At 45.7% G+C, this 14,939-nt stretch carries 12 protein-coding genes and 1 pseudogene; 6 read left to right on the plus strand and 7 right to left on the minus strand.

What is annotated here, in order from left to right; all coding sequences use genetic code 11:
- The 6 genes and pseudogenes from RT064_RS04520 to tauA form a co-directional block, all read right to left on the minus strand.
- The coding region (locus RT064_RS04520) for a transposase (protein WP_313062156.1) at positions 1 to 169 on the minus strand (169 nt) is incomplete at its 3' end.
- An 88-nt stretch (positions 170 to 257) separates the two neighbouring features.
- Positions 258 to 1,009, minus strand: a pseudogene (locus RT064_RS04525) (IS5 family transposase).
- A gap of 237 nt (positions 1,010 to 1,246) precedes the next feature.
- The gene (gene tauD, locus RT064_RS04530; protein ID WP_313061990.1) at positions 1,247 to 2,110 is read right to left on the minus strand and encodes a taurine dioxygenase; all 864 of its coding nucleotides are present in this window, start codon (positions 2,108 to 2,110) and stop codon (positions 1,247 to 1,249) included.
- 30 nt (positions 2,111 to 2,140) lie between these two features.
- Complete coding sequence (locus RT064_RS04535) at positions 2,141 to 2,944, minus strand: ABC transporter permease subunit (RefSeq protein ID WP_313062158.1); 804 nt, start codon at positions 2,942 to 2,944, stop codon at positions 2,141 to 2,143.
- Positions 2,945 to 3,098: 154 nt separating this feature from the next.
- The gene (locus RT064_RS04540; RefSeq protein ID WP_313061992.1) at positions 3,099 to 3,878 is read right to left on the minus strand and encodes a taurine ABC transporter ATP-binding protein; all 780 of its coding nucleotides are present in this window, start codon (positions 3,876 to 3,878) and stop codon (positions 3,099 to 3,101) included.
- A gap of 29 nt (positions 3,879 to 3,907) precedes the next feature.
- Complete coding sequence (gene tauA / locus RT064_RS04545) at positions 3,908 to 4,987, minus strand: taurine ABC transporter substrate-binding protein (protein WP_409418149.1); 1,080 nt, start codon at positions 4,985 to 4,987, stop codon at positions 3,908 to 3,910.
- A gap of 231 nt (positions 4,988 to 5,218) precedes the next feature.
- On the opposite strand from tauA, the gene RT064_RS04550 reads away from it, so the two are divergent.
- A complete protein-coding gene (locus RT064_RS04550; RefSeq protein WP_313061995.1) occupies positions 5,219 to 6,733 on the plus strand; it encodes an aminoacyl-histidine dipeptidase in 1,515 nt (504 codons plus the stop codon).
- A 182-nt stretch (positions 6,734 to 6,915) separates the two neighbouring features.
- Here the strand turns inward: RT064_RS04550 and RT064_RS04555 are convergent, their stop codons facing one another.
- Complete coding sequence (locus RT064_RS04555) at positions 6,916 to 8,967, minus strand: OPT family oligopeptide transporter (protein WP_313061997.1); 2,052 nt, start codon at positions 8,965 to 8,967, stop codon at positions 6,916 to 6,918.
- Between the two features lie 452 nt (positions 8,968 to 9,419).
- Between RT064_RS04555 and RT064_RS04560 the strand changes: the two genes are divergently transcribed.
- From RT064_RS04560 to RT064_RS04580, 5 genes are all read left to right on the plus strand, one after another.
- Complete coding sequence (locus RT064_RS04560) at positions 9,420 to 10,502, plus strand: ATP-grasp domain-containing protein (protein ID WP_313061998.1); 1,083 nt, start codon at positions 9,420 to 9,422, stop codon at positions 10,500 to 10,502.
- Between the two features lie 28 nt (positions 10,503 to 10,530).
- Positions 10,531 to 11,730, plus strand: coding sequence for a phosphoribosyltransferase domain-containing protein (locus RT064_RS04565; RefSeq protein ID WP_313061999.1), 1,200 nt, complete (start codon positions 10,531 to 10,533; stop codon positions 11,728 to 11,730).
- Positions 11,731 to 11,847: 117 nt separating this feature from the next.
- On the plus strand, positions 11,848 to 12,678 hold the full coding sequence (locus tag RT064_RS04570; RefSeq protein WP_313062001.1) for a hypothetical protein: 831 nt from the start codon (positions 11,848 to 11,850) through the stop codon (positions 12,676 to 12,678).
- 2 nt (positions 12,679 to 12,680) lie between these two features.
- Complete coding sequence (locus RT064_RS04575; protein WP_313062003.1) at positions 12,681 to 13,817, plus strand: cysteine protease StiP domain-containing protein; 1,137 nt, start codon at positions 12,681 to 12,683, stop codon at positions 13,815 to 13,817.
- 77 nt (positions 13,818 to 13,894) lie between these two features.
- A complete protein-coding gene (locus RT064_RS04580; protein WP_313062005.1) occupies positions 13,895 to 14,854 on the plus strand; it encodes an HpcH/HpaI aldolase/citrate lyase family protein in 960 nt (319 codons plus the stop codon).
- Positions 14,855 to 14,939 lie beyond the last annotated feature (85 nt).

Raw genomic sequence — 14,939 nt, forward strand, 5'->3', positions numbered from 1 at the left:
TAAAGGCACTGGGTATGACAGCCAAGGCTTGCTTTTTCCAGTTGCTGATTTGGGTTGCATGAACACCGTATTCAGCAGTCAGCTCATTGATCGTCTTTTGCTCTTTAATTGCTTCAACAGCAACTTTGCTTTTAAATTCAGCATTATGACGTTTACGAACTTTTGTCATTAGATAGGCCTCTTTTTCTAAAGGTTATTCTATCTTATTTACTACGATTTTTTCGTCTAGTTTTTGGGGAGTATTATAGGCTGTGTCCTCAATTCACTTTAGCATGAATAATGATGCAAGCGAGGTAAATCATCGACTCAAAATTACGAGCTAACTTCTCATATCTGGTAGCAATGCTGCGAAACTGCTTTAACCTTGCGAACATATTTTCAACTAAATGCCTAAGTTTATATGAATAGCTGTCAAAGTCAGGATTTGGCTGTTTAGCATTCTTACGCTTTGGTATGACAGGATTCATTTTGTGCTGACGAGCTTTATCTCGTATCGTATCTGAATCATAGCCTTTGTCAGCCATTAAATATTCAGCACTACCAACGAGTTCAATCAACTCTGGTGCAACTTGACTGTCGTGGACTTCACCCCCAGTGACTTTAAAATCGAGCGGATATCCATTAGCATTACAACATGAATGGATTTTTGTAGTTCGTCCACCGTGGCTTTATCCAATTGCTCTATCGAAACCAAGCCTAGCTCCACTTGCATGTTGATGACACCGTATGTAGCTTCCGTTGATGAATACCCATTCTGTATCAATTTCTGATCAAAAGCTAAAAAAAAATTCTGCCATAATCCGTTTTCTGACCATCGGTTAAAACGATTGTAAGCGGTTTTCCATAAGATTAATTCTTCGGGTATGTCTCGCCACGGTGCCCCTGTTCTTAACTTCCATAATATGGCTTCCATCACGATACGAGTGTTTTTGGTGATGTAACACCCGTGCTGTTTCATGGTATGCTGTAGTTGTTCCCATAGTTCGTCTGTCAGCGCGATTCGTGCCATTTTTTCCTATTCTAAATGCTATAGATTTAGGTATATTTTGGCACTTTTTATCTCTTTTTTGAATTGGGAACACAGCCTAGTCACAAGGTATACTGAGATTTTTTATAACGGTCAAAGAATACAAAAAGGGTTAGGATTTAAGTCACCTGCAGGAGTGTTGCAAGACTTTTACCATCAGGCTGCCTGATGAAATCTACCAAGTGTTTTTTTTCGTTGTTGACAGCAAGGGGTCAAAAATTAGATTGAATGATAAAACGGTTTATCCCCATTAATTGTCGCACGGTGCATGACACGATGTACGGTATCGCCATAATCATGGGTCGCATAGTGCTGAGTGGCTCGATTATCCCAAAACGCAATGTCATCATTTTGCCAATGCCATCTTACCGTAAACTCAGGTTTGCTAATATGTTGGAATAAAAAGTTGAGTACCGCTTTACTTTCTGAGTCGGATAATTCATTTATCTTTGTGGTAAAGCCTTCATTGACAAAAATCAATTTTTTACCGGTGACAGGGTGGGTGCGAATGACAGGATGCACCACAGGCGGATTGTCAATTTGTGCTTGTTGCCACTGGGTAAAGCCCTCGGGCGTATTGCCAAATCGCTCTTGCGGAAAGGATTGAATAATATTGTGCGTTGCCGTTAACCCTCCCAAAAAAGCGCGAAACGCAGGCGATAAATTATCATACGCCGCATAGCTGCTTGACCACAGCGTGTCACCGCCAAAGCTTGGCACTTGTTTGGCTGCCAAAATACTGCCAAGCGGTGGCGTTTCGCTAAAGGTCACATCGGTATGCCAAATGGCATTGTCTCGCAAATCGGTTTTATGATTATCAAGCAGTACTATCTCTGGTTGGTTATCGGCTTGGGGAAAAATCGGGTGAATATGCAGTGAGCCAAATTGACGCGCAAAATCCGCTTGTTGTTTTGGGGTAATTGCCTGTTTACGAAAGAATAAGACTTGATGCGTCAATAATGCTTGCTCAATTTCGTGTTGTTGAGTGTCTATCAAAGGTTGGCTAAAGTCGACACCTGTCACCACCGCGCCAATATTTGGGGTGATTTTTTCGATTGTTAACGTGGTCATGATGATCTCCAAATTGTTCAGTTATCACTTGTTACAGCTGTTTTAATATTTACCGTACCAAGGGGCAAGGTTAGCTTGTAATTTTCTTAATAAAATTTCTAAAATAAACGCAATCACCGCAATAATTATAATCCCTAGAATGACAATATCCGTCGATAGAAACTGCGCGGCTGACTGAATCATAAAGCCTAACCCTTTAGTTGCAGCTACCAATTCAGCTGCCACCAAGGTGGACCAACCTACACCCAGCCCAATACGAATCCCTGTTAGGATATGCGGTAAAGCCGATGGCAATGTCACATGCCAAAGTAATTGCGATGGGGTCGCACCGAGCGATAGCGCGGCAAATTGGCGGCTTTTATTAACGGTCAAAATACCTTGCAATGTTGAGATAATAATCGGGGCTAAAATCGATAAAAAGATAAGTGTGATTTTGGTCAGCTCACCAATCCCTAACCAAATTACCAATAGTGGCAAATAAGCGAGCGGGGGAATCGGGCGATAAAACTCCAGTAACGGGTCAAAAATAGCCTGAACTGTGCGATTAGTTCCCATCCAAATAGCGATAGGCACACCCACAACCACTGCCAAAACCAAGGCAATAAATACCCGTCCTAGGCTGGCAAAGGTATGCTGTATCAAGGTTGCCGACATATAGCCTTCGGTGGAGACTTTGACAAACTGTTGCCACACACTGGTAGGGTTTGGTAAAAATAAACTTGGCACCAGTCCTGTCGCAGTCACCGTCCACCAAATTGCCAAGGCAGTAACCACACTGATAAAGCCCCAGACCACCCCATGATGTTGGGACACAAAAGATGAGGCAGGGGTAGGGCGTGTTGTCATGGTAGTCTCAATAACGGCTGCAGTTGGCGCTGACTGATGATCGATTGGTTTATCAGCGGCGCGAGTTGCGGTATCAATCTTAGAAATTGTTTGGCTCGTCATGGCGTAATTCCTATTAAATTGCTATGGTGAATTGGCGCAGTTTTAGCAGCCGTCAAATACGACCCGCCACAATTTGCTGAAATAACTGTTCTCGCCATTCAATAAACTCACGGTCTGATTTTATGGCGCGGGTGCTTTGTCCTTGTGTAAAGCGTTGGCTAAAAGTCGGCTGGTAGTGGTGCAGAATTTTTCCTTGACCCATCACCACCAAGTCAGTTGCCAAAAATAACGCTTCTTCAATATCATGCGAAATCAACAATATTTGTCGTTTGCTTTGTTGCCAAATATTGAGCAGTAGTTCTTGCATGGATTCGCGCATAAAAGCATCAAGGGCAGCAAACGGCTCATCTAGTAATAACATTTTGGCTTTTGATGCCAATACGCGGGCGATGCCAACACGTTGTTGCATCCCGCCTGATAGTTCCCAAATGGATTTTTCGGCAGCATGTTCTAGTCCTACCCACTTCAAAATTTGCTCGGTTTGTTTGGCTTGCGTTTTGGCATCGACCCCTGCTAATTTGCCGGCAAAACTGACGTTGTCAGCGACATTGAGCCAAGGGAATAACGCATGGTTTTGAAATACCACCGCTCTATCTACACTGGGTTTGGTGATGGCTTGACCGTCTAGGCTTAACGCGCCTTGGGTCACAGGAATAAAGCCTGCAATACTGTTGAGCAAAGTGCTTTTACCGCAGCCTGACGCCCCAAGCACCACACAAAAACTTTGCGCTGCCAATGATAAATTCACCTTATCAAGTGCCAAGGTGGGGTGGCTATTGGTCTGGGTAGTTGGATACTGTACGCTTAAATTTTCAATCACTAATCCGCTCATGCTATCTCATTCCTTATTAAGCCTTGCTACTACTTGCTATCCAAATATTGATTGGTGACAAAATCTGAATAATCGGCTAATACGGTATCCACCTTACCTTGTGATTTAAGAAATTCAGCGGTTTTGCGGATGTTGTCAGCAAAGGGTTTTTGTAGCAAAGTCTGCTGTTCACTGACGGGTAGATAACGATTTCCTGCCAGTAGGGTGCTGATATCGCTCGGTGTTGAACCGGTAATTTGCGCAATTTTTTGCACGTTGCTAGCATTACCAATAAAGGCTTTAGGGTCTTGGCTATATTTACCGGTGGCATCGGTGCTGATTTTGACGAACTGTTTTAAGAAGTCAGGATTTTTTTGGGCAAAATCTTTACGCGCCACCCATAAGTCATAGGTCGGACTCCCCCAGCTAGCCACTTCTTTTGAAGTCGTCAACACATGCCCAGTGGCTTTGACTTTACTTAAAACCGGCTCCCAAACATACGTGGCATCAATATCTCCTCGCTCCCAAGCCGCGTTGATTTCCGGTGGACGAAGATTAATAATGGTGACTTTATTTGGGTCAATGTTCCAATGCTTCAGCGCGGCAAGCAAACTGTAATGGGTGGTAGAAACATAGGGCACGGCAATTTTTTTACCGATTAAATCTTGCGGTGTTTTGATATTACTAGCATTTCTCACGACCAAGCTTTCTGCTTCACCGATTTCACTGGTCACCAAAAAAACTTGAAGCGGTACGCCTTTGGTGGCAGCCGCTGCCAATGGACTTGAGCCGATATTGCCAATATCAATGCTGCCGGCACTAATGGCAGCAACGACGTCTGCACCTGTGTCAAATTTTCGCCAATTGATATCACGCTGCGTGGTTTGCTCATAGGTTTTGTCGGCTTGAGCAAGTTTGGCTGGGTCAACCCCCGTTTGATAAGCAATGGTAACGGCTTGCTTGCTATCTGCGGTTGATGTGTTGCCCGTTGCAGACGCGCTGTTGGGCGTTGCTTGGTTTTGCGATTGTGTTGGTGACTGCGAATTTGATTGAGAATAAACATAGCCCGCGCCAATCGCCACAATACCTGCGGTCAACCCTGCCGCGAATAATTTATTTTGCTTAGTCATTTTTACCCCTTAATTCATCATAGATATTCTGTATGTGAATTATTATGTAAAAACCTTTATATTCTGTAAAATAATATTAACAATATTATATTTTCTGAAATGGAATAATACTATGCGTTTGCCAATAATTGCGCTATAGCTATGCTAACCAGAAATAAGCTGACCATTCGTAGGTAAAATTCGCTACAATATTGCCTTTGATAGTTAATACACTAAAAATCGGGCAATACCATGACAACCAACCTCTCTCAACTATCACCCACTGCTGTTTGGCAATGGTTTGATCAAATTTGTGCTATTCCACATCCTACTTTTCATGAACACGCATTGGGTGACTTTATTGTTCAAGCAGTACAAACCCGCGGACAGCAATACGGGTTAACGGTCAAAAAAGATGAAAAAGGCAATATTTTTATCTATAAACCAGCAAGCGTACAGCTTGATAGCAATATGGCAAACCGTCCTGCGGTGGCTATCCAAGCGCATTTTGACATGGTGGCACAAAAAGGGGAAACCACCAACCATGATTTTATCACCGACCCTATCAAACCTATCATTAAAGATGATTGGGTCTGGGCAAGCGATACGACGCTTGGAGCGGATAATGGTATTGGGCTTGCTATGGCATTGGCGGTAGCGTTTAGTGATGATATTGTCCATCCACCACTTGAGTTGATTTTGACTTGTGAAGAAGAAATCGGCATGGGCGGCGTCCAAGCCATCCACCCTGAGTGGCTGACCGCACCTGCGATGATTAACCTTGATTCAGAAGATGAAGGTGAACTGTTTATTGGCTGTGCGGGTGGGCGTGATGCCACATTTCAGTTAACTTCCTCGCTCATCACCGTAACCGAGGATGTCACGCCGATGGTAATTAAGGTGAGCGGGCTACAAGGTGGGCACTCTGGCATTGATATTCATAAAGGCTTAGCCAATGCTAACTTATTACTGGCGCGCGTGCTGGCAAGCCTGTTTGGCTCATCGCCTTTTTATCTACAACACTGGACAGGTGGGGTACTGCGAAATGTGATTACGCGTGAAGCCTCTGCGGCGGTGTTGGGTGATTTTGACCGTATCAGTCAGTTGCTTCCCACTATCTTGCAAACGCTACAAGCTGAATATAAAATCACGGAACCTAACCTGACCGTCACTGTCGAAAAACTAGTCGCCACGGACGCGCTGTCACCGGAATCTACCAACCTATCCGCTCTTAGTATAGCCGACAGTCAGCGTGTGCTTAACTTGCTGCGTAGCCTGCCCAATGGCGTGATACGCATGAGCGATAGTTTTGCCGGCGTGGTAGATACATCAATTAGCACAGGCGTGGTTAAGCTTGGCCAAACTCACGACAATAATCAAACCGCCACCCTTGAGATACGTTGTCTGATGCGATCTTTGGGTGAAACCCCAAAAGATGACATCGCCCAGCGCCTACAAGCTTTAGCAGATTTGGCAGGGGCAGCGCTAGAGTTAAGCGATGATTATCCGGGCTGGCAACCTGACCCAGATTCTAAGCTATTAGCAGTGGCAAAATCTGTGATGGCGACTCATTTTGCAGGCGAGCCAAAGCTGCAGGTGATTCATGCCGGTCTTGAATGCGGCATATTTAAAGGTAAAGCGCCAAACATGGACATGATTTCTTTTGGTCCAAATATCCGTGCGGCACACTCACCCAAAGAGCGCGTACAAATCGCCAGCGTGGCAAAAACTTGGCAGGTGTTATTAGACTTATTAAAAGTTTTGTAATGGCTAATGATTGCTTATGCTGCTATCGCAATTGTGAAAAAATGTCGTTGCTAAGGTTTTGAATTTAAGTTTTTGAGGCTAAGGTTTTAAATCTATGGTGTTGAGCCTATTTTCTCAAGCCGCGATACATAAAAAACCCTTGAAAACACTGATTTTCAAGGGTTTACTGATTTTAATGCTTGTTATGCCGATGTTTTTGTACTGCTCAACACGCGTCTTGCTAGTATCACGATAGCCAATACAAATGCCAATAATCCTAGCCATTGGGCAATATTGTCCCAATTGGCAAGTTTAAGCGCGAGCGGTGCATCTGAGCCGCCCGTCGTGACTGACGCGGCAATAATAAACGCCATAATAACACCAATCAAGCTTTCGCCCACAATTAACCCTGCAGCAAATAACGTACCTTTGCGCTCTGCAAGCTTTAAGTTGCGCTCACGTTGCGCCGCCGCACTGTTTTTGGTGATATGGTTTTTGATCCACCATGCCAACACCGAGCCTATAAAAATCGGCATATTAATGGTAGGTGGCAAATAAATACCCATACCCACTGCCAATACTGGCAAGCTGTATTTACCCGCTGAAGTTTTGCGTAACAAGGTATCAGCGACAATCAGTACCGCACCAATCAGCACGCCGATAAGGATAAAGTCCCAGTTCAAATTATGCGCAAAAATCCCTTTGGCAATCGTGGTCATCAAGGTTGCTTGCGGTGCCCCCAAGGCTTGCGAGGCATCCATATCAGGGCGAGGTAATGCCCCAGTAAAACCGTAAGCTTTGTACAGTAGTTCTAAAATAGGGGAGATTACCAATGCACCTACCACCACACCAATCATTAACGCAATTTGCTGACGCCAAGGTGTGGCTTTTACCAAGTAACCCGTTTTTAAGTCTTGCAAATTGTCATTTGAAATCGTCGCCACACATAACACCGCCGAACCACAGAATAGCGCCAACGCGGTGACAAATTTGCCATCGCCCGTGGTTAACAATTGCGGATAGGCATTGCCAACCAGTAATAAAATGAGCGAAATCACCACAATCGAGATAATACCAATACCTGAAATTGGGCTAGACGACGATCCAACCAAGCCCGCCATGTAACCACACGCTGCTGCTACCAAGAAACCAATGATAAAGGTGACCGCAGTACAAACCAATACTAGCAACCATGCCAAACCCGCTGGCAAACTTGCATCCGCCACAAACTGATAGAAACTAACCGCCAATAACAACATCATTACCACCGTCCAGCCGACCATAACCTTGGGCGATAAATCCTGCTCCATACGACTGAGGTTTGATGAATTGCCACCTTTGAGCGCCTGCATGGAAATTTTTAATCCCTCAATCATTGGCTTCATTAGCGTCAGTAGCGTCCAAATCGCGGCAACACCAATGGTACCTGCACCGATAAATCGAACATTTTCCTTCCAAATTTTCATGGCAAATGCCGACATTTCTACGTCACTGGGCTGAGGCGTCATGCTCGTCAACATCGGCACCGCTGCACCCCAAGCAATAATAATACCCAGCAAAATAGCAATACCGCCCGCTACGCCAACTAGATAGCCTGCCCCAAGTAGCGCCAAGGAAAACCCCATGGGTAATTGGGTAATCGCCGAGCCTGCTTTAAACCAGTAGCCTGCCGAATCTGCCAATACCCTAAGTCCACCGGTCAAAAACGCTACAATGCCTGACAACGCGCCACCAATCACAATATCCTTGGCGCCTGTTGAGGCATCTGACTGAGCGGGGGTATCATCTGCGGTGTCCTGTTCGCCTGCCCGCAAAATTTCAGCAGCGGCAACGCCTTCAGGGTAGGGCAAATCACTGTTTACCACCATCGCATAGCGAAGCGGAATAGTAAAAATCACCCCTAAGATACCGCCAGCGATACATAAAATAGTGGTTTGCCAAAACGGAAACCCTGTCCAATAACCAAGCATTAATAACGCTGGCAACACAAAGATAATGGACGATAAAGTACCTGCCGCCGAAGCTTGGGTTTGTACAATATTATTTTCAAGAATATTGCTATCTTTGGCAAATTTTAAAACCGCCATTGATATCACCGCCGCCGGAATGGACGAGGCAAACGTTAACCCGACTTTAAGTCCAAGATATACATTGGACGCGGTAAAGATGACAGTGATTAATGCCCCAAGAATAATGCCCCTTAGCGTCAATTCTTTGTGATTGGCATACATATCACCGATAGGCTGAACTTGCATGGGCAAATCTCCATGTAAAAGCAAAAGTTGTTGGTGAGTAAAAAAAATCTTATGGATTATACTGCGTTTTATGGCTAAAACAATAACTTTTATCTAGCACCCTCACCCTCGAAACATTGAAACACTACCGGTCTCAATATGGCTATCATTGTGTAGCAAACGTTGTTTGGCAAATATTGTTTGGCAAAGCACGCCAATAATAGTTGCACCTCATGCATATAGATATAAGATACCTAGGTGATTGGTAAAATAATAAGTCTTACCTACTAAACAAAGAAAAGTTAAGCAAAGATAAGTAGTCAAGCATATCCTGCAGTGGCAGCCAGGGTTTATTTAGCAAGATAGATTAAAATTTTGCACCACCTGCTATATAATTCTTGCTACACACTCAGCATGTTATATCTCAATGACAATCGATTATAGTTGTATGAAGATTTGCTAATGGAAATTGAATGATTTTAAACCCCAGTAATACCCCGTTTTCAATTTGGTTGGCAGAAGGGCAGTCAAGCCAGCGTGAGATGCTACGTGCCATGCAAGCCATGAAATGCCAATATAACTTACCCATGACCATCGTGGCGTCCCATCGACAACCACGACCAGAAATCTTAAACTGTGCCGATATAGCGTACCAAGAGCCATCCGAGCCAAGTGAGCGGGTTGGGTTTGTACTTGCACAGGCCAAAAAGCACAATAGTAAAGTGGTGCTCACAGGGCGCAATAGCCAAGATTACGAAGCCAGACGTCAAGACTTCAAAGCAGCCGGTATTCGGTTATTGACAGGCGCAACTGACACAGCCACGCTTGAATTAATGGACGATAAAGCCGCTTTTACAGCTTTTTGCCAGCAACATGACATCCCTGTGGCAAGTGGCTGGCAGTTCGATAATGCAGATGAGTTAATGTCACTGCTAGCCTTGCATGGTGAGCAGCCGTTATGTGTAAAACCCGTTAAAGGCATATTTGCGCAAGGGTTTTGGCGACTCGATACGGCAGCGGTCGATGCGTGGGATAGTTTTGAGCATTTATACTTTACCGATGCTAAAAAAATCCATCTTGCACAATTTTTACACGCCTATAACCATAGCCAAATGGTAACTGACAAACCCATTGCCATGCTGCTGATGCCATATTTAGCAGGCAAAGAATATTCGATTGATGTGGTATGTGAGACAGGGGAAGTGTTAGCCGCAGTGACGCGCTATAAAGACGGCAGTGAACAGCATATGGGCTATGACGAGGCAGTGATGGAACTTGTTAAGCGCCTGGTGGCAGCCCTAAAAGCCGATGGCATTGTGAGCATCCAAACCAAGGCTGATGAAAATGGGACGCACAAGGTACTGGAAATCAATAGCCGCGCGTCAGGTGGGATTGGTTACACCGATCATGCCTTTGACAACGGCACGATGAATTTAACCCAATTAGCTTTTGCCTATTGGTCAGGCTGTATTGCCAAACCGCATCTGCCAGCGGTACGTGATACTATCACCCCTTGCATCGTGCGCCCGCTGATGACCAGTGTCAAAATCGGCTAACGGATAAAATAACAGGACAACAGACGCCATGACCGAGCAAAAAACCATTTCGTTATCGCGTGGTGAGCTTACTTTGCGCTATCAAACCAGCGCTGATTATCAGCTTGATGATTTGTTGGGTTTTGCTGAGCGCATCAATCCAAAGCGCGCGTTTTTGTTTGTATCCAAAGTATTGGGGCGACATATTCCGGTATCCCCCGATAAGATGCGACAAGCCTTCACCCAGTTGGCAACTCTCATACCCGATGATTTGCCCGAGCCAATTGTGGTAATTGGTATGGCTGAGACCGCAGTCGGACTATCGGCAGGGGTGCATCAAGTGCTGCAGGCACGTTATCCGCAGGCTATTTTGCTCAACTCGACGCGGCATGCACAGGCAGCAGAGCTTTTCACCACGTTTAGCGAAGATCATAGTCATGCCAGCGTGCATTTGATTTACCAAAGTGATGACAGCGCGCTACAAGCGAACGTTGAAAACGCCAAAACCTTGATTATGGTCGATGACGAAGCTTCCACAGGTAATACCTGCCAAAATGTGGTCAACGCCCTGCGTCAAGCAGGAATGAGTAAGCTTGAGCAAGTGCATTTGGCGACGCTGGTTGATTGGTCACTGGGCAAAAAACTGGGCAAAAAACTGGGGGAAACGGATAGTAATATTTTTAATGACATCGCCTTTTTTCGCCATCATCTGCTCGCAGGAGATTGGACGTGGACAGATAGGATAAATGCGCCCGCGGTTACCATGCCAAATGTGTCAACCACAGAGGCAGGCAGTCAGCCACTGCTGCCTACCGGCAATTGGGGTAGACAACCGACACGCGATAGTACATCGGGATTGGATTTTTTGCTGCAAGGTTTGCATCATACGCTTCGCCAAAGACAATTGACCCTAGCGTCATTCGCCCATCAAAAAATCTTGGTACTGGGCAGTAATGAGTTTGTTTGGTTGCCGTTGCTGCTTGCCGAACGCTTGGCGCAGCATCAAGCGGATGTCAAATTTTCTGCCTTAACGCGGTCACCTATCGCCATCCATGCTGATAGCGCCGTGACTAGCGTCATCAAGTTCTTTGACCATTATGGCTTGGGCATGACCAATTTTGTTTACAACGTGACGCCTGAGGCGTGGGATTGGGTGCTGTTGTGCGTGGAAACCCCCCAAGATAGCGTGGATGAGATTTGGCAGCGCTTTGATAATGTCATGGTAATTTCACCTAGCTCCGAAATCTGATACCCGAAATCTGACATTCTAAACCTGACAACCGAAGTGCGATATCTGAAGTCCGACAACCAAAACCCAATCAGCCACAAAATCGATAAAAGTTAAGTTTGATAAAAGTGAGTGTGAATGACCGATTTTTTTAAACCCGAAGCCCGTTTTTTTGAATCAAAAGTCGCGCTAGTCAAGCCTTATGCTTTGATGGATTTGGATGATACCTTGTTTCAAACCCAACGAAAAATTGCAGCTTGGCAATTGCCAATGGATGGGTTAGTGGCGGCGACCGTCGATAAGCAGAATGCGCCATTGAGCTTTTTGACCCCAAAGCAGCGCCATTTTTTTAATTGGTTATCCCAATCAACAGAGCTCATCCCCGTCACCGCAAGAGATACCACTGAGATTATGCGCGTCAAACTGCCGTTTGATAGTTGGCAAGTTTTGACCCATGGTGCAGTGATTGTAGCACCGTCGGGGCAGCTTTGTGCGCGTTGGCAGCGGCTAATGGCAGGGCAATTGGTGGTGCTACAACCCAAACTGACCCAGCTTATTGAGCGATTGGCAGGGTTTGAAGCACTACGCATAACCCCACATTATGAACACTTTATAGTAGACAATAACGCGACGGATTTGATGGTATATGTCGCCATCAAACATCGGCATAAAGACCATGATGCTTTGCTACAGTTTGCGGCACAGCTGCCGAGTGTGCTAAATGAGGCGACTGATTTGGGCGATGAGTTTTATATCCATGTCAATGCCAATAACTTGGCACTATTGCCGCACGTCGTCAACAAGCATCACGCGATGCGTTTTTTGCTCGATTATCATTTGGATAACAATCGCCCTTGTTTTGGTTTTGGTGATAGCTTGGCGGATTTGCCGTTTTTACAATTATTGGACTGGTATGGCACGCCCAATCGAGGGCAACTACATGATGCTATCAGTCAAGGGTGTTTATAATCATGACAATTCAGGCTAATTTTTCGGGTAGTTATTTACCTTCTGAGGTTACCTTGCTGCTCGATATCGTCAGTGCTGATAGCGTCAATGATATCAGCCCAACCCAAAAAGAAGCGTTAATCCAATCAGGTCAGCGCCATTATTCAGATATGCTGACGCTTGAAAAACCGCCCAGCGCCACGCATGAAGCCTTGTACAATCAAGCATTGGCGGCAGGCAAACAGCGCATGGCAAATGATGTCACAAGCCTTGCCTTTAGCTTACATCAGCTATTTCATGCTTGCGTGAGTGCCTCGCAGCCGCTGATATTGGTCAGTCTCGTGCGGGCAGGATTGCCGATTGGGGTATTGCTACAAAAAGCGCTTAGTGATGCATCTGCCAGTTATACCTTAGCCAGCCAGCATTACGGGGTGAGTATCATCCGTGACCGCGGGCTTGACCCTGTTGCCTTGCAATATATTTTGCAGCAGCATCCCCATAGCCCGATTGTATTTGTCGATGGTTGGACGGGTAAAGGGGCTATCTATGGTGAATTGCAACGAAGTTTAGCCCAAATCAATGATAAGCGGCAACAAGCGCAATTGTTTCACCAAGGTGACGGCGTGATTCCACTGGTGACGTTGGCAGATCCTGCCGGGGTGGCTTGGCTATCGGCAAGTGATGATGATTGGCTGATGCCTGCAAGTTTACTCAATAGCACTGTCTCTGGGCTGATATCACGTACCCTGTATCGTGAGCCCAGTGATGGACTGCACCAGGCAGTGTATTATGACAAGTTACAGCCTTGGGATCGCAGTGGCGAGTTTATCCAAACTATTGATGCGCTGCGTCAGCAAACGCCCTTACCAACACCGCTAACGGGCAAGTTGCTGCCGACTTTTGCCACCCAGTCTGTGATAGATGACTTGGCGGCACGCTTTGCCATCAGCAATCGCAACCGTATCAAACCCACTATTGCCGAGGCGACCCGCGCGATATTACGGCGCGACCCTGAGTGTGTATTGGTCAATGAGATGGCAGACGGACAAGATACAGCATTACTGCGTCATCTTTGTGAGGAAAAAAATATTCAATTAATTGAAGATGCCAGTATTGCACCCTACCAAGCTGTCACCATTATTAAGAACAGAAGCCAATGATAACCGCGTCTTTGCGCTCATCGACCTTGTTAACCGCCCATTTATCCTAATCGCTCTTTTACGCCCATTGTACTTTTATGACACTATTACACCCTGTAAATCATTTTTTACCTGCGTCTATTGCGCCGACTATCAATCCCTACCAGTTGGGCGCAACTTTATATATGCCAGCCACGCGCCAAGATATTTGGCAAATTATTAGCCAGCAAAAATTGGCTGAGATTGATAGTATCGTGATTTGTTTGGAAGATGCGGTAAGTGAAAGTGAAATTCCTGCCGCGCTCGCAAACTTAAAGCAGCTGCTTACGACATGGACTCAGCACGCCCAGACGCATGGTTTTGGCGATGAATCGCGCCCAATTTCACGCCCGATGGTGTTTATTCGACCGCGTAACGCCTTGATGCTCAGCGAGCTTGCTAGTTGGCAGTCGATTGCTTTGGTAGATGGCTTTGTGTTACCAAAAATTGATATGCAAAGCCTTGCTGATTGGCGATTGGCTTGTCAGGCATTGCCATCAACACAGTTATTGATGCCGACCCTTGAGACTCGGCTGATCTTTAACCCGATACATAACCAAGAATTGGCGCTAGCGTTTAGCGAAGGGTTTAGCCAGTCGATTTTGGCACTGCGTATTGGCGGCAATGATTTATTTGCCTCGCTGCGCTTGCGTCGTCCGTCCGATGTGACCATCTATCACACCCCAGTCGGCATACTTATCTATCAGTTAATTGCGTGTTTTGTGCCGCAGGGTTTTTATTTGACCGCGCCCGTGTTTGAGTATTTGGATAAACCTGCCTTGTTTGCTGAAGAATTACGGCAAGATGTCGCCTTGGGACTGGTGGGAAAAACCATCATTCACCCTGAGCAAATTGCCGCAGTCAAACAAGCTTTTTATGTCAATGACATAGAGCGCAGTCAAGCCACCGCGATTCTTGCTGCTGATGCCAAGGCGGTGTTCAAGCAAGACAACAGTATGCTTGAGCCAGCCACGCATCGCGCGTGGGCGACCAGTGTGATGCTCCGTGCTAATGTCTAAAAGCTAAGGTTTAACAGACAATGTCTAAAAGCTAATGTTTAACAGCCACTGTCTAAAGTCCACTGTCTAACAGTTTGTCACATCA

Origin of the sequence: Moraxella sp. CTOTU49097, assembly GCF_032064105.1 — a bacterium.
GTDB classification, from domain to species: domain Bacteria; phylum Pseudomonadota; class Gammaproteobacteria; order Pseudomonadales; family Moraxellaceae; genus Faucicola; species Faucicola osloensis_B.